The organism is Cellulomonas sp. NPDC089187, from assembly GCF_040685135.1.
Classification (GTDB): Bacteria; Actinomycetota; Actinomycetes; order Actinomycetales; family Cellulomonadaceae; genus Cellulomonas.
In genome coordinates, this window is record NZ_JBFBHI010000003.1 from 155,655 (window position 1) to 170,443 (window position 14,789).

Below are 14,789 nucleotides of genomic sequence, written 5' to 3' on the forward strand. Positions count from 1 at the left end.
CATCTCAGGAGGTTCTCCGATGGCTCACGCCTGGCCGCTCGATTCCACCGACGGCACCACCCCCACCTACACCGGCCGGGCCCTGCGCCTGGCCCAGGTCTCCCCCTTCCTGTCCGGCGCCACCGCCGACCGTCCCTTCGGGGCGCGCTCGGGTGTCCGCCCGGGCACCTCCCCTCACACCGTCACGGTCAGCGGATCGACCTGGACGGTGCACCCCTGCGCCGGGGTGATCGATCCGCATCTGTCCGCTGCGGCCGGGCCGTACAGCTGGGCGGTGGCCGAGCCGGAGTCGGGCACGATCCCGTCGGCGTCGCAGGTGTACACCCGCTGGGACGGCATCTGGCTGGTGCTGGACGACCCCGCCGAGTCCGAGGGCGAGACTGCCCCATCGGCTCGAATCGAGTACCGCGCGGGACAGGCCTCGGCTACCCCGACCATGCCCACGGCGCCGGAGCGCTCCATGGTGCTGGCCCAGGTCGTTGTGCCTCCGGCCGGATCTGGCGAGCCGAGCGCCGTCTGGACCGCGCCCCAGATGTCCGCCGCCGGGGCACCGATCCGGGTGCGCTCGACCGCCGAGGCCACCGCACTGCTTGCGACGATGGGCGCCTCGAACGAGAGCCCGCTGTGGGTCGAGCACATCGGGGAGACGAACGCCTTGAGCGGACGATTGTGGCGGCACGACGGCACCGGGTGGCAGACGCTCGCGCCAGCTGTCGCACCGGTCATCGCGACCTTTGACAACGGCAAGATCGCCACAGGCGCGGTCGCTGGGACCGTCGTGATTCCGGCGGTGCCGTTCCCGACCGTGAATGTGATCTCAGTTTTGGCCACCGGTGGTTTCGACACCGGGGCTCGCAAGGTCCAGATCGCGCTGAGCGTGAGCGCAGGGACGTTGAGCGGACGCAACCTCTTCCCCGTCTCCGCGCCGGCCGCTGGCTGGGCGACGTTCGCAGCGCAGCAACGTTTGGTCCTTCCGGCGAACATGGCGTGCACCGTGACACTGAAGTCCGCATCGGATGGCCCGAGCTATCACATCGGTTCGGTCGCGGTGCACCGCACGCTGAACTGACCACACCGAAGGGAGGATCATGACCAGCACCGACCTCCTCCCGATCCTGGCCGGTGGTGGTGCGGTCGCCGGGCTCGCCAGCCTGCTGGGTGCCTGGTGGCAGCGCCGCCGATACCGGGCCGACGCCCACCTGATCGAAGCGCAGGCCCTGGCCACCGAGGAGGAGACCAAGGACGCGCACTGGGAGCGCCAGGTCCGCACCCTCACCGAACACATCATCGAACCCCTGCGTGAGGAGATCGGCGGTCTGCGGGCCGAGGTCCGGCAGCTGCGCGCAGAGGTCGACGTGGTGCGCACCCGGTACTGGCGTGCCATCACCCACATCCGGACCCTGATCGCCTGGGCCGGGGCGCTCGGCCATGCGCCGGAGGAGTTGCCGCCCTCGCCGCCGGAGATCAGCGCCGACATCTGACATCCATCCCCACGGCCCCGCCCGGTGCACCCACCGGGCGGGGCCTCGCTGTGTCTGGAGCACCTATGGACCCCACCCCGATCGACACCTCCGCCTTCGACCCCGACGGACCGCAGCCGCAGGTGTCCCAAGACCCGCACTGGACCCCCGAGGAGGACCGATGAGCACCGCCGCCCGCGTGTTGGAGATCGCCCGGTCCCAGCTCGGCACCGTCGGCGGTGCCCGCTACCAGAGTGCGCACGGCGTGCGCAGCGGCGCCTGGTGCGCGTACTTCGCCACTTGGGTGCTGCGTGAGGCCGGGCTGTCCGAGTACCCGTGGACCGGCTGGACCCCGGCGCTGGTGACCTGGGCCCGCGCCCGTGGCCGGTGGAAGACCACCGATCCGCGGCCTGGGGATCTGGTGCTGTACATGTGGCCCGGGGTGTCCCCCTCCGGCCGGGGTTCCCCGCCGGTGTGCCACACCGGAATCGTCGAGGCCCGCAGCGGCGGCGGCCTGTACGCCATCGAGGGCAACACCTCGGCGGGGACGGCGGGGTCGCAGTACAACGGCAACCGGGTCGCGCGGCGGTTGCGGTCGTCGGCCATCGTCGGCTACGTCGACCTGCAGAACCTCTACGGGGCGACGAGCGCGGCCGGGTCGGCGGTGATCGCGGAGGACGGCGTGCGCGGACCGGCGACGATCACCCGGTGGCAGCAGGTGCTCGGCACCCCCGCCGATGGGGTAATCAGCCGACCAGTGTCCAGCCTGATCCAGGCGGACCAGCGCTATCTGAATGCCACGGTCCCGACCGCGCACATCCGCGACCTGACCGGTGCCGCGGCCCTGGTGGTGGACGGCATCGAGGGTCCGGCCACCATCCGGGTTCGGCAGTTCTGGCTGTTCAACACCCAGGGTCAGTCCCCGACCGTCGCCGACTTCGACGGGATCGCCGGACCGGCCACCACCCGCCTGCACCAGCGTGCGCTGAACCGGGCGTCGATCGGCTCGGGGAGGTACTGATGACGGCGGACACCCCTCGGCACGCCCGGGCGGGCACGCCGTGGTGGCGGCGGGTGGGCGGCACCCTGCGCCGGGTGCTCGCCCTGGAACCGGTGGCGGTGCAGGCCGTGCTGCGGGCCGTGTTCGTCCTGGCCGCCGCCGTCGGGCTGACCGTCTCGCAGGAGGTCCAGAGTCGCATGCTCGCGGTCGTCGCGGCGGTCTACGCCCTGGTGGAGGCGGCGACCACCGCGTGGGCCCGGTCGCGGGTCAGTCCGGTGCCGCCCGACGGTCAGGCCTGATCCGCCAACACCACCAGATCCCCGGTGGCACGGGTCATCGCCACGTACCGGTCCACCGCCCCCTCGATCCCGGAGCCGAAGTCCGCGGGGTCGACCACGACGACCAGGTCGAATTCCAGGCCTTTGGACTGTTCCGGGGTCAGGGAACGGACCCGGTCGTCGGTGGGGCGGTAGTCCGGGGCACCGATCACACCGGCGATGCCGTCGTGTGTGGCCAGCCACCCGTCCACCACGGCGTCCAGCTCGGCCACCACACCGTGCCGGACGGGGCGCCCGCTCTCCCGCACCGAGGTGGGCACGTTGGCCTCGGGCAGAGCCGCGCGGATCACCCGCTCCGCCTCGGCCATCACCTCGGCCGGGGTGCGGTAGTTGACCGTCAACGAGGCGACCTCCACCCGGTCCAGTCCGACCCGGCGCAGTCGCTCGGTCCAGGACTCCGCGAAGCCGTGCCGGGCCTGGGCGCGATCCCCCACCACGGTGAAGCTTCGCGACGGACAGCGGGCGATCAGCATCTGCCACTGCGCGTCAGTGAGCTCCTGCGCCTCGTCCACCACCACATGGGCGAACGGCCCGGCGAGCTGATCGGGCTCGGCCACCGGCAGCGCGGCATCGTGGACCAGGGCGGAGCGCAGATCATCGCCGCGCAGCATGTGCATCACGCCCAGAGTGGAGTCGTCGGCGGCGATCAGGTCGTCGATCACGTCGGCCATCCGCGCCCGATCGGCCGCCACGGAGGCGTGGTGCACCTCTGCCCGGCGGGAGGCCTCGGGGTCTCCGAGCCGGGTCCGGGCGGCATCCAGTAGCGGCAGGTCGGCGACGGTCCAGGCCCGGGGGTCATCCCGACGCAGCGACGCGCGTTGCTCCGCGGTGAGCCAGGGCGCGCACAGGTGCAGGTACGCGGGGACCTCCCAGAGGTCGGCGACCAGATCCTCCGGGTCGAGTAGCGGCCAGTGCTGCCGCACCGGTTCCCGTAGCGCCCGGCGTAGCTCCGTCTCGGTGACGTCCTGCGGGGCACGGTCCACCAGGATCGCCAGCAGCCCGTCGCGCACCTGATCGCGGGCCTCGTTGTGCGGGGTGCCGGGCTCGACGCCGTCGATGGCCTCCGCCCAGTCTGCCGGGGTGAGCACCAGGTCGACGGTCGGGGTCTCGATCACGGTGTCGGTCCGTGGCGGGCGCTGGTAGAACCGCACCGCGGGGTCAACGGCGTCCACCATCCTCCGGTCCGCCTTCAGCGCCGCCGCGGGATCGGTCTCCTCGACCGCCGCTGCGCCCTCGGGCACCAGATCGCGCAGGGTGCACACGCTGACCCCCTCCTCCCCGAGGCTCGGCAGCACATCGCCGACATAGGACAGGTACGGTCGACTCGGCCCGACGAACAGCGCCCCACCGCGGCGGTGTCCCAGCCGCGGATCGGCGTAGAGCAGGTAGGCGGTGCGGTGCAGGGCCACCACCGTCTTGCCGGTGCCGGGGCCGCCGTCCACCACCAGCGCCCCCGCCGATCCCGCCCGGATGATCGCGTCCTGGTCGGCCTGGATGGTGCCGAGCACATCCCGCATCCGCTCCGAGCGTGAACCGGCGAGGCTGGCGATGAACGCCGACTGGTCGTCCAGCGTCGCGCTGCCGTCCCACTGCTCCGCGTCGAAGACCTCATCCCAGTAGTCGCTGATCTGTCCACCGGTCCACCGGTAGCGACGCCGACTGGTCAGGCCCATGGGATCGGCGTGGGTGGCCCCGAAGAACGGCTCGGCCACCGGCGACCGCCAGTCCACCAGCAGCCGCCGTCCCGCCGGGTCGGTCAGGCCGATTCTGCCGACGTACACCGGATCGGCCCCGTCCGCGGGCAGCATCCGCCCCAGGCACAGGTCGAGCCCGAACCGGCGCAGCAGTCGCAACCGGGCACTGAGCCGATGGATCTCCTGATCGCGTTCCAGAGCGGCGGTGCCCTTGACCCCGGGTGCCCGGCGGGCCGCGTCCAGCCGCTCGGTCAGGTCGGCCACCGAGTCGGCGAGTGTCGCGGCGATGGCATCGAAGTGCCGCTGGTCGTCGGCGATCAGCGCCGGATCAGCCTTGGCGGCACGAGTGTCGGGGAGCGCGAAGACAGCCACAGAATCCTCCGGTCGGACCCGGCCACGGTGGTGGGGTCCGACCGGAGAGTCTGGGTCCACAGGGGGGCCTTGCCGCAAGACCCCCACTGCGCTATAGCTTGGTAGTGGCGGAACAACTCATGACTGCGTGAGTCTGGCCAGCGGGGCGTCGAACTCAGGACCGCCGGCATCGTGCGCGGCGACCCAGTGATCGTGCAGCCACATGTGGGTATGACGACGGGACTCGCTGCCGATCCACGCGACGTCCCGCTCGTAGGTGATCACCTGGCCACCCTCCCCGACGATCACCCAGGTGTAGAGCCCGTTCGGGTGCACCGTCTTCACTTTGATGCCCGCCACCGTCGCCGCGGAATCGGCGAGGCGCTCGTCGTGGCGACGCACCCACAGCACCTCCAGACCCGCCGAGTGGTCGGCATCGATCCGCTCCAGGACGTCGAAGGCGATCCGACGCGCCTCCTCGGGGCTGGGCAGGCGGGAGTCATCGGCAGTGGCCACGTGTCGGGTGTAGCCGTACAACCGGTCGTCCTCGGCCCCGACCACCGTGGTGACGTGTTCGATGCCGTAGACCAGATCCGGGGTGCGCTGGTAGCGAGTGACCAGCACGGGGATCCGCTCGTGCAACTCCTTCCGGACAAACAGGTGGGTGAACCCTTCGGGCAGCGGGACGAGGTGGGGAATCATCGGGTACCTCCTGTGTCGTGACGGCGGGTAAGAAGGACGAGTCCGGCCGCCAGTACCGCAGCGGCGGCACTAGTCAGCCCGGTGCCGACGATCCCGGCGCCGGAAGAGGAGACCAGGGCGGGGGCGATGCTCGCGCCGAGGAAGAGGAAGCACGTGTACAGCGCGGTGATCGACCCTCGGGCCTCCGCTGCCAAGCCGGTCAGTCGCTGGATCATCGCCGGTGCCAGCACTGCCACCGCACCGGCCAGCGCGAAGGTCGCCGCACCGATACCGAGCACGCTGTCCCGGAGCACGACGGCCACGACCGCCGCTGCCGCGACCACGAGGAAGCCGACGAGCAGCCTCCGCTGGGCGGCGAAGCCGCCGAGCCATCGTGAGGCGAACGGTGCCCAGAGCACGGCCGGCAGCGCACTCGCCCGGAGCACCACCAGGCCGGTGCTGTCCGTCAGACCGGAGGAGCCGATCGCGGTGTAGAGCGCGATCATCGGGCCCAGCACCATGACGGTGGCGACCAGCAGCAGGATGATCGACCGCTGCGCGAGCAGGCGCAGCAGGGTGCGCACCGGGGCACCCGCGGCGGTCGCCATCGGCAGATCGGGGAGCAGAACACTCCGGACCATGACCGTCACCACGACCAGAGCCGCGGCTCCGGCCCAGAAGAACCACTCCCATCCCCAGAGTTCCGACACCAGCTGCGCCAGGACCTGTCCGACCACTGCGGAGGCGAGGAACGAACTCGTCAGCACGGTCACTGACAACGCGCGACGGTCCGGTGCGGGCCGAGCACCGAGGTAGGCAAAGGCAGCCGGTGCGAAGGTCGCGGCGGCCACTCCCTGCGCCACCCGGCCGACGATCAGCCAGCCGAAGGTGGGCACGAATGCGCTGGCCCCGGTCACCACCACGAGCGCGATCAGCCCGCTCGTCATCACTCGGCGGGGGCCGAAGCGGTCAACCGCGGGGCCCCAGACGATGAAGCCGGCGGCGTACGCGATACCGAAGGCGGTCTGGACCCACGCGACCTCAGCGATGCCGACATCGAAGGCGGCCTGGACCGGCGCGAACAGCGGGATCGCACCGTAGAGCTGGGTGAGCACGACCACGGCGGCCGTCGACATGACGGCCGCCGTGCGCCCGAAGGGGGCGGTGCGGGGTGGAGCGGGATCGAGGACTGCGGACATCAGCACACCTTCCAACCGTTTAGTTGGAATTAGCGTACCCGACGATCAGGCGGCCTTCCGGCGGTAGAGCAGGTTCGCCGCGACGAACGCCACCGCCAGCACCCCCACACACCAGGCCAGCGCTACCCACAGATCGCTGCCCGGCGCCTGTCCGGCCAGCAGCTCCCGGATCGCGTTCACGATGGCGGTCACCGGCTGGTGCTCCGCGAACGCCCGCACCGGCCCCGGCATCGAGTCGGTGGGCACGAAGGCCGAGCTGAGGAACGGCAGGAAGATCAGCGGGTAGGAGAACGCGCTGGCCCCGTCGACCGTCTTGGCGGTCAGTCCGGGGATCACCGCGATCCAGGTCAACGCCAGCGTGAACAGCGCCAGAATCCCGGCCACGGCCAGCCAGTTCAGCACCCCCGCGGTGGAGCGGAAGCCCATGATCAGGGCCACCGCCAGCACGACCAGCAGCGAGATCAGGTTGGCCACCATCGAGGTCAGCACATGGGCCCAGAGCACCGCCGACCGGGCGATCGGCATCGAGCGGAACCGCTCCACGATCCCGCTGCGCATGTCGGTGAACAGCCGGAAGGCGGTGTAGGCGATGCCGGAGGCGATGGTGATCAGCAGGATGCCCGGCAGCAGGTAGTCGACGTAATTCGCCCCACCCACGTCGATGGCCCCACCGAAGACGTAGACGAACAGCAGCAGGAAGGCGATGGGCATCACCGCGGTGGTGATGATCGTGTCCATGCTGCGGGTGACGTGCTTGAGCGAACGACCGAGCAGCACACGGGTGTCGGTGATCATGAGCGTTCTCCGATCAGCGTGAGGAACACGTCCTCCAGGGTGGGTTGCTTCTCCACGTACTCGACCGTGGCCGGCGGCAGCAACGCCGTGAGCTCGGCCAGAGTGCCGTCCTGGATGATCCGCCCGCCGTGCAGAATGGCGATTCGATCGGCCAGCTGCTCGGCCTCCTCCAGGTACTGGGTGGTCAGCAGCACGGTGGTCCCAGCCGCAGCCAGCTGCCGCACCGCCTCCCAGACCTCGATCCGAGCCTGCGGGTCCAACCCGGTGGTCGGCTCGTCCAGGAAGATCACCGCCGGGTCGCCGATCAGGCTCATCGCGATATCGAGTCGGCGACGCATCCCACCGGAGTAGGTGCCGACCCGGCGTCCCCCGGCCTCGGTCAGCGAGAAGCGGGCCAGCAGGTCATCGGCGATGATGCCCGGATCGACCAGGTGCCGGAGTCGGGCGACCAGCACCAGGTTCTCCCGCCCGGTCAGCACCTCGTCCACCGCGGCGAACTGCCCGGTCAGGCTGATCGCCTCCCGCACCTGTTCCGGCGCAGTGCGCACATCGTGTCCGTCGACCTCGGCGGTGCCGCCGTCCGCTGTCAGCAGGGTGGACAGGATGCGGATGGCGGTGGTCTTCCCGGCCCCGTTGGAACCGAGCAGGGCGTGGATACTGCCGCGCCGGACCTCCAGATCAACCCCGTCCAGGACGCGCAAGTCGCCGTAGGACTTGGTCAGCCCGCGTAGCCGGATCGCGTATTCGGTGCTCATGGTGTGCCCCCTTCGCTTCTCGGGTCAGTCAGGACTCGGTCGAGTCGATGGCCTTGGTCAGGCGAGCCCGCTCCTTGGCGATCCACGCCCCGGCCGGGTAGTTGCGCAGCAGCTCCTCGGCGAACTCCACCGGGTCCTCCCCCACCACCGCGCGGACGGTGACCCCATCCGCGGCACTCTGCTCGAAGAGCTCGGCCAGATCGTCGAAGAGCTGCTGGAGCTCCTCGGCGCGGCCCGGTCCGAGCACGCTCACGTAACGCTCGAGCGCCTCGGCAGCGCTCCGGTAGTCCGTCGGCAGTGCGGCCACCCGGGCCTTGTACGCGCGGTACTGCTTCTTCTGATCGATCCAGTTGCTCATCGCTGCTCCCCTTCGGTGCGGTGCAATCCGTCCAGTCGTGCGGCCAGGAACTCCCAGGTCCGCCAGAACTCGTCGAGATAGGCCTGCCCCTGCGCGTTGACCGTGTAGACCTTGCGCGGCGGGCCCTTCTCGGAGGGGACCTTGGCCACGTCGACCAGGCCCTTGTTCTCGATCCGGACCAGCAGCGCGTAGACCGTGCCCTCGGCGATGTCGTCGAAGCCCTGATCGCGCAGCCAGCCGGTGATCTCGTAGCCGTATGCCGGGCGCACGGTGAGGATCGCCAGGACGATCCCCTCCAGCGTGCCCTTGAGCATCTCCGTCATCTGCTTACCCACGGGATGCCACCTCCCTCGAACTACTTGGTGACGCTGAGTACGAGTACCAAGTTACACTGAGTACCGGTACTTGGCAACACTGAATAGTGAGGATTTTCGGAGAGGTGCCCCCGGTGGGGTTCGAACCCACACTGGATCGGGTTTAAGCCGACTGCCTCTGCCGATTGGGCTACGGGGGCGCGTTCACATCCTGCCGCAGACACGAGGATGCCCCGCACACCATCGGGTGTACGGGGCGTCCTCGATCAGCAGGTCAGGCCTTGGCCGGGGCCTTCGCCTCGGTGCTCGGTACCGGGGAGTGATCCTCACCGGCGGGCTCCGCCTTCGGCTTCGGCGGCACGGACGCGGCTCGGAACTCCGCACGCGGGTCGTGCAGCGAACCCAGCGGCACGACCTCACGGCGCCACAGCAGGTTGGCGGTCCAGCCAGCCATGATGTTGATCTTGCGGTTCCAGGTCGGCATCGCCATCACGTGGTACGTGCGGTGCAGCACCCAGGCGAGGAAGCCGCGGACCTTGATCTTGCCGAACATCTGGGCGACACCCTTGTACATGCCGAGGGAGGCCACCGCGCCGACGTTCTTGTGCTTGTAGTCGGTGGGCTGCGCCGAGCGGAGCACCAGCGCGAGGTTGTCCGCCAGGTGCTTGGCCTGGCGCAGCGCGTGCTGGGCGTTCGGCGGGCAGAACGCCCCCGGGTTGTACAAGTCGGGCACCGCAGCGCAGTCACCAGCGGCGTAGGCGTCCGGCACGATGTTGCCGGTCTCGTCCGCGATCTGGAGCGTGGCCAGCGCGGTGACCCGACCCATCTTGTCCAGCGGCAGGTCCGAGTTGGCCAGCACCGGGTTCGCCTTCACACCGGCGGTCCACACGATGGTCTCGGAGTCGAACTCGGTCTTGTCGGAGAGCACGACGTGCCCGTCGACGCAGGAGTTCAGGAAGGTCGACAGGAAGACCTCGATGCCGCGCTTGCGCAGCTGCTCCAAGGTGTAGCCGCCCAGCTCCTCGGAGACCTCCGGCAGGATCCGGCGCGAGCCCTCGACCAGCACGAACCGCAGGTCGGACTCGTCCAGCGAGGCGTACTGCTTCACCGCGTCGCGGGCCATGTCCTCGACCTCGGCGATCGCCTCGACACCGGCGAAGCCGCCGCCGACGAAGGTGAAGGTCAGCATCTTCTTGCGCAGGTCGGCGTCCCAGGTGGACGAGGCCAGGTCGATCCGGCCCAGCACGTGGTTGCGGACCGCGATGGCCTCCTCCACGTTCTTGAAGCCGATCGCCTGCTCCGCCAGACCCGGGATCGGCAGCGTGCGGGCGACCGAGCCTAGACCGACGATCAGGTGGTCGTAGGTGACCCAGTACGGCTCACCCTCTTCCGGGGTGACCTGCACGGTGCGGTCCGCGTGCTTGATCTCCGAGACCTTGCCCTGCAGCACATCCACACCCTTGAGGGCGCGCACATGCGGGGCGACCACGTGGCGGGCGTCGATGGACCCGGCAGCGGCCTCCGGCAGGAAGGGCTGGTAGGTCATGTACGGGCGCGGGTCCACCACGACGATGGCGGCCTCGCGGTGACCCAGACGCCGACGCAGACGCTGAGCGGAGTAGAGCCCGACGGTCCCGCCACCGAGGATCAGGATGCGGGGCACCTTGCGCGGCTTGGCGCTGGACACAGAGGACTGAGGCATGCCTTAACGGTAGATCCGCCGAACTCCCCGGGTCGACTTGGGACTGCGTGATTCTGGGCACAAAGTCCTAGCGGGCGACTCGGGCGGTTTTGCTAGCCCGGGGGCCGAGTTCGACGGATCGGGCACGAGGTCGGATGCGCCACGTTCGACCTCGACGCCGAAGCACCGAACTCGCGACGCGAACCCTCAGGCCCGCTCGGCAACGCTCCAGGCGATCCCGTCCAGGATGTCGTGCTCCGAGGTGATCACCTCGGTCAGCTCACCGCCGGCGGCGGCGACCTCGCGCTGCACCCGCAAGACCACCTCACGCCAGACCAGCGCACCGGCGGCGATCACATCCACCCGGCCCGGGTGCATGAAGCCCAGTGCGGAGCGGGACTCCCGATCCCGGGCGATCAGGTCGTCACAGGCGGCCACCACCTGGTCGACGGTGAGGGTCGCGCCGTCGATCCGGTCCGGGCGGTACCGGTCCAGGCCGAGGGCGTGCGCGGTAACGGTGGTGACCGAACCGGCCACCCCGACCAGGGTCCGGGTGCGACCGACCGGAACCTGCGCCAGGGCGACGTCCAGGGCAGCGTGCACATCCGCCACCGCGGCCTCGACCTGCTCCGCGGTGGGCGGGTCGGTGCGCAGGTGACGCTCGGTGATCCGCACGCAGCCGACATCCATCGAGTAGGCGGCGTCCGGGGTCGACTCACCCAGCACCACCTCGGTGGAGCCGCCGCCGAGGTCGATCACCAGGTACGGCCCGGGCCGACCGAGCACACCGGTGGCCCCACGGAAGGACAGCGACGCCTCCTCGACCCCGCCGATCACCTCCGGCTCGACCCCCAGCGCCTCACGCACACCGGTGACGAACTCGTCCCGGTTCTGCGCATCGCGGGAGGCGCTGGTGGCGACGAATCGGATCGCCTGCACGTTCAGATCGGCGCAGATCGCGGCGTAGCGCCGGGCGGCGTCCAGGGTGCGGGCCATCGCCTCCGGGGCGATCCGACCGGTGCGGTCCACGCCCTGGCCGAGGCGCACGACCTCCATCCGGCGGTCCAGATCCACCAGCATCCCGGCCGCGATGTCCACATCGGCCACCAGCAGGCGGATGGAGTTGGTCCCACAGTCGATGGCAGCCACACGAGTCACGGCGGACATCCTTCCATCCCCCGGTGACAGGTGCGGATCAGCGCGGCGCGGCGACGCGGGCGGCCGGGTGCGGTCGGCAGTGCTGCGACAGATCAGCAGGTGCAGCGGTCGGGACGCCAGGTGTCCCGCAGGCGCAGCAGCACCTCGTCACCGACCGGGTTCACCCCGGGCCCAGCGGCCAGGGCGTGACCGAGCAACGCGTGCAGGCATTTGACTCGGGTGGGCATGCCACCGGCGCTGATCCCGGCGATCTCCGGCACGTCGCCCAGCTCCGACCGGTCGGCCAGGTAGGACTCGTGCGCTCGCTGGTAGGCCGCGGCGATGGGCTCGGTCCGCACCCACTCGGTGAGCCCGACCATCTGACCGGTGGCCTCCAGCGTGCTGGCACCAGCCACCGCCTGCGGGCTGGTCAGGTAGTACGTCGTCGGGAACGGGCTGCCGTCGTCCAACCGGGGCGAGGTGCGGACCACCAGCGGGCGACCACAGACACAACGAGCCGCCACCCCGACCACCCCGCGGGCCGGCCGGCCCAACTGCTCACGGAGCACGTCCAGGTCCGCATCGGTGACCACCGGGCGGGTGCGGTCAGCGGACGGCACCATGGCGGGGTCCGGCAGGACGGGCTCGGGCAGGGCGACGGGCTGGTCGGTCACGGGGTCCTCAGACGTCTCCGGTCGGGGCGCGCCGGATCACTCGGACGGCGCGGGGTCGGGAGCATTCTCCCCCGAGGTCGACTCATCCGCGGAACCGGTTCCGGCGACCCCGGCGACCTGCACGGAGTCCCAGATCTGGGCGTACCAGGGGCGGGTGGGGTCGGAGGCGACCGCCGGGCCGTCGGTGGCGTCGGTGTCGGCCGTCTGCTCGGGCACGATCTCCGGGTCGGCGACGCGCAGCGCCTGCTCACCCGGCATCACGAAGGCCAGCCGCTCGCGGGCCTGAGCCTCGACATAGGCGGGGTCCGACCAGCGGTCCAGCTCGGCCTGCAAGTCCTCGTTCTGCTGCTCGGCCGCAGCCACATCGGCCCGCAACTGCTGCAACTGCACCTGCTGGTTGAGATAGGAGCGCATGGTCGGGAACACCAGGATGAACGCGACCGCCACGACGATCAGCATCACCAGTGCCCGCACGGTGAACAGGCGCGGCACCCGCTGTTGCACCGACTCCGACCCGCCCCCGCGTCCACCCGAACCAGGGCGGGCAGCGGGCCGGGCCGAGGCGGGTCGGGTGGCTGACGACTTGGGGGTGGCGGCCCGCGCCGGTCGCGCCCGCGGCGGGGTGGGACGGGGTGCTCCACCAGCGGGACGCAGGGTGGCCGGACGCGTGTCCTCCGCCGGGCGCTCGACCTTCCCGGGAGTGTCGCGGCGCTGGACCGCTCGCTGCTGCCCGGATGCCGCCGCACGGTCATCCGACCCCGTACCGGAGCGTGAGCTGCGGCCCGACGCGCTGCCGGACCCCGAGCGGGGCACGGAGGGACGGCGGGGGGCGGACACGGGCTCGATTCTGCCGTGCCGGGCCAGGGTCGTCCGGGACGTGGGCTGGTGTGTGTCGGTGAAGACCTGGTGCACGACATGCCGGAGGCCGGCGACCCACTCAGGGTCACCGGCCTCCGGTTCACGCGATGAGCTGTGCGCTCACGCCTTCCAACGCGGGAAGGCGGTGCGGCCGGCGTAACGACCGGCGTCGTCCAGCTCCTCCTCGATGCGGAGCAGCTGGTTGTACTTGTTGATCCGCTCGCCACGGGCCGGGGCACCGGTCTTGATCTGACCGGCGTTGGTGGCCACCGACAGGTCGGCGATGGTGACGTCCTCGGTCTCACCGGAACGGTGCGAGGTCATGGTGGTGAACCCGTTGCGCTGGGCCAGGGTGACGGCGTCCAGGGTCTCGGTCAGGGTGCCGATCTGGTTCAGCTTGACCAGCAGGGAGTTGGCGGCCTTGAGCTCGATGCCCTTGGCCAGACGCTCCGGGTTGGTGACGAACAGGTCGTCGCCGACGATCTGCACCTTGTCGCCGATCCGGTGCATGAGGGCCTGCCAGCCCTCCCAGTCGTCCTCGGCCAGCGGGTCCTCGATGGAGACCAGCGGGTAGTCGTTCACCAGCTGCTCGTAGTACTCGATCATCGCGGCGGCCTGGAGCTGCTTGCCCTCGAAGGCGTACTTGTCGTCCGAGAAGAACTCGGTCGAGGCGACGTCCAGGGCCAGACCCACGTCGACGCCCGGCTTGAAGCCGGCCTTCTCGATCGCGGTGATGATGAGGTCCAGGGCGGCACGGTTGGACTCGAGGTTCGGCGCGAAGCCACCCTCGTCGCCCAGGCCGGTGGCCAGACCGTTGGACTTCAGCACCGACTTCAGCGAGTGGTAGACCTCGGCGCCGGTGCGCAGGGCCTCGCGGAAGGTGGTGGCGCCGATCGGGGCGACCATGAACTCCTGGATGTCCACGTTGGAGTCGGCGTGCGACCCACCGTTCAGGATGTTCATCATCGGGACGGGCAGAACGTGCGCGTTCGGGCCACCGATGTAGCGGAACAGCGGCAGGTCGGCCGAGTCGGCAGCGGCCTTCGCCACGGCCAGCGAGACGCCGAGGATGGCGTTCGCACCCAGCTTGCCCTTGTTGGGGGTGCCGTCGAGGTCGATCAGGGCCTGGTCGACCAGGCGCTGCTCCGAAGCCTCGAAGCCGATGATCTCCGGGGCGATCTCGTCGATGACGGCGTTGACCGCGCCCTCGACACCCTTGCCCAGGTAACGGGACTTGTCACCGTCGCGACGCTCCACGGCCTCGAAAGCACCGGTGGACGCGCCGGAGGGGACACCGGCACGCGCGATGGTGCCGTCGTCGAGGGCGACCTCGACCTCCACAGTGGGGTTGCCGCGCGAGTCGAGGATCTCGCGGGCGCCGACGGCCTCGATGGTGGCCATGCGTGCTCCTTCGAAAGCGGATTGGGTATGCGACCTCAGCCTAGTGCCGTCGGACGCGGGAGTCGTCGGGACCTTCGGTGAACAGTTGCCCCG

The 14,789-nt window shown here is 70.4% G+C and carries 16 protein-coding genes and 1 tRNA gene; 4 read left to right on the top strand and 13 right to left on the bottom strand.

The features are described 5' to 3' along the window. Positions 1–19 precede the first annotated feature (19 nt). From AB0N78_RS08990 to AB0N78_RS09005, 4 genes are all read left to right on the top strand, one after another. A complete protein-coding gene (locus AB0N78_RS08990) occupies positions 20–1,069 on the top strand; it encodes a hypothetical protein (RefSeq protein WP_363388691.1) in 1,050 nt (349 codons plus the stop codon). Between the two features lie 19 nt (positions 1,070–1,088). After that, positions 1,089–1,481 carry a hypothetical protein gene (locus AB0N78_RS08995; RefSeq protein ID WP_363388694.1) on the top strand — a complete coding sequence of 131 codons (393 nt, stop codon included), beginning with the start codon at positions 1,089–1,091 and terminating at the stop codon, positions 1,479–1,481. Between the two features lie 160 nt (positions 1,482–1,641). Continuing rightward, entirely contained in the window at positions 1,642–2,481 is an 840-nt protein-coding gene (locus AB0N78_RS09000) for a CHAP domain-containing protein (protein ID WP_363388696.1), read from the top strand. Next, positions 2,481–2,759: a hypothetical protein gene (locus AB0N78_RS09005; RefSeq protein ID WP_363388699.1), complete on the top strand. Its 279-nt coding sequence runs from the start codon at positions 2,481–2,483 to the stop codon at positions 2,757–2,759. The genes AB0N78_RS09000 and AB0N78_RS09005 overlap by 1 nt, the downstream gene beginning before the upstream one ends. Here AB0N78_RS09005 and helR read toward each other — a convergent pair. The 13 genes from helR to eno form a co-directional block, all read right to left on the bottom strand. After that, positions 2,750–4,864 (bottom strand): RNA polymerase recycling motor ATPase HelR, encoded by a 2,115-nt coding sequence (helR, locus tag AB0N78_RS09010; RefSeq protein WP_363388702.1) that lies wholly within the window; start codon positions 4,862–4,864, stop codon positions 2,750–2,752. The two genes, AB0N78_RS09005 and helR, sit on opposite strands and share 10 nt — an antisense overlap. 117 nt (positions 4,865–4,981) lie before the next feature. Beyond that, positions 4,982–5,545: a hypothetical protein gene (locus AB0N78_RS09015; protein WP_363388705.1), complete on the bottom strand. Its 564-nt coding sequence runs from the start codon at positions 5,543–5,545 to the stop codon at positions 4,982–4,984. Continuing rightward, positions 5,542–6,723 (bottom strand): MFS transporter, encoded by a 1,182-nt coding sequence (locus tag AB0N78_RS09020; protein WP_363388707.1) that lies wholly within the window; start codon positions 6,721–6,723, stop codon positions 5,542–5,544. Before AB0N78_RS09020 ends, AB0N78_RS09015 begins: the two co-directional genes overlap by 4 nt. Positions 6,724–6,768: 45 nt before the next feature. Beyond that, a complete protein-coding gene (locus AB0N78_RS09025) occupies positions 6,769–7,518 on the bottom strand; it encodes an ABC transporter permease (protein ID WP_363388710.1) in 750 nt (249 codons plus the stop codon). Continuing rightward, a complete protein-coding gene (locus tag AB0N78_RS09030) occupies positions 7,515–8,273 on the bottom strand; it encodes an ATP-binding cassette domain-containing protein (RefSeq protein ID WP_363388713.1) in 759 nt (252 codons plus the stop codon). The genes AB0N78_RS09025 and AB0N78_RS09030 overlap by 4 nt, the downstream gene beginning before the upstream one ends. A gap of 28 nt (positions 8,274–8,301) precedes the next feature. Then, entirely contained in the window at positions 8,302–8,631 is a 330-nt protein-coding gene (locus tag AB0N78_RS09035) for a DUF1048 domain-containing protein (RefSeq protein WP_363388716.1), read from the bottom strand. Beyond that, a complete protein-coding gene (locus AB0N78_RS09040; protein ID WP_363388719.1) occupies positions 8,628–8,966 on the bottom strand; it encodes a PadR family transcriptional regulator in 339 nt (112 codons plus the stop codon). The genes AB0N78_RS09035 and AB0N78_RS09040 overlap by 4 nt, the downstream gene beginning before the upstream one ends. Positions 8,967–9,071: 105 nt before the next feature. Beyond that, positions 9,072–9,145 (bottom strand) — tRNA-Leu (locus tag AB0N78_RS09045). 74 nt (positions 9,146–9,219) lie between these two features. Further along, positions 9,220–10,647 carry an NAD(P)/FAD-dependent oxidoreductase gene (locus AB0N78_RS09050; RefSeq protein ID WP_363388722.1) on the bottom strand — a complete coding sequence of 476 codons (1,428 nt, stop codon included), beginning with the start codon at positions 10,645–10,647 and terminating at the stop codon, positions 9,220–9,222. A gap of 186 nt (positions 10,648–10,833) precedes the next feature. Further along, a complete protein-coding gene (locus AB0N78_RS09055) occupies positions 10,834–11,784 on the bottom strand; it encodes a Ppx/GppA phosphatase family protein (RefSeq protein ID WP_363388725.1) in 951 nt (316 codons plus the stop codon). A gap of 92 nt (positions 11,785–11,876) precedes the next feature. After that, on the bottom strand, positions 11,877–12,386 hold the full coding sequence (locus AB0N78_RS09060) for a DUF501 domain-containing protein (RefSeq protein ID WP_363389876.1): 510 nt from the start codon (positions 12,384–12,386) through the stop codon (positions 11,877–11,879). An 87-nt stretch (positions 12,387–12,473) separates the two neighbouring features. Then, positions 12,474–13,274 (bottom strand): septum formation initiator family protein, encoded by an 801-nt coding sequence (locus AB0N78_RS09065; RefSeq protein ID WP_363388728.1) that lies wholly within the window; start codon positions 13,272–13,274, stop codon positions 12,474–12,476. Between the two features lie 141 nt (positions 13,275–13,415). Further along, positions 13,416–14,696, bottom strand: coding sequence for a phosphopyruvate hydratase (gene eno / locus AB0N78_RS09070; protein WP_363388730.1), 1,281 nt, complete (start codon positions 14,694–14,696; stop codon positions 13,416–13,418). Positions 14,697–14,789 lie beyond the last annotated feature (93 nt).

Excerpts from the sequence above, each read along its gene's own strand:
- AB0N78_RS09025 (WP_363388710.1), bottom strand. The coding sequence starts at position 7,518 with ATGATCACCGACACCCGTGTGCTGCTCGGTCGTTCGCTCAAGCACGTC.
- AB0N78_RS09005 (WP_363388699.1), top strand. The coding sequence starts at position 2,481 with ATGACGGCGGACACCCCTCGGCACGCCCGGGCGGGCACGCCGTGGTGG.
- AB0N78_RS09035 (WP_363388716.1), bottom strand. The coding sequence starts at position 8,631 with ATGAGCAACTGGATCGATCAGAAGAAGCAGTACCGCGCGTACAAGGCC.
- AB0N78_RS09050 (WP_363388722.1), bottom strand. The coding sequence starts at position 10,647 with ATGCCTCAGTCCTCTGTGTCCAGCGCCAAGCCGCGCAAGGTGCCCCGC.
- AB0N78_RS09020 (WP_363388707.1), bottom strand. The coding sequence starts at position 6,723 with ATGTCCGCAGTCCTCGATCCCGCTCCACCCCGCACCGCCCCCTTCGGG.
- AB0N78_RS08995 (WP_363388694.1), top strand. The coding sequence starts at position 1,089 with ATGACCAGCACCGACCTCCTCCCGATCCTGGCCGGTGGTGGTGCGGTC.
- eno (WP_363388730.1), bottom strand. The coding sequence starts at position 14,696 with ATGGCCACCATCGAGGCCGTCGGCGCCCGCGAGATCCTCGACTCGCGC.
- AB0N78_RS09000 (WP_363388696.1), top strand. The coding sequence starts at position 1,642 with ATGAGCACCGCCGCCCGCGTGTTGGAGATCGCCCGGTCCCAGCTCGGC.
- AB0N78_RS08990 (WP_363388691.1), top strand. The coding sequence starts at position 20 with ATGGCTCACGCCTGGCCGCTCGATTCCACCGACGGCACCACCCCCACC.
- AB0N78_RS09015 (WP_363388705.1), bottom strand. The coding sequence starts at position 5,545 with ATGATTCCCCACCTCGTCCCGCTGCCCGAAGGGTTCACCCACCTGTTT.
- AB0N78_RS09060 (WP_363389876.1), bottom strand. The coding sequence starts at position 12,386 with ATGGTGCCGTCCGCTGACCGCACCCGCCCGGTGGTCACCGATGCGGAC.
- AB0N78_RS09030 (WP_363388713.1), bottom strand. The coding sequence starts at position 8,273 with ATGAGCACCGAATACGCGATCCGGCTACGCGGGCTGACCAAGTCCTAC.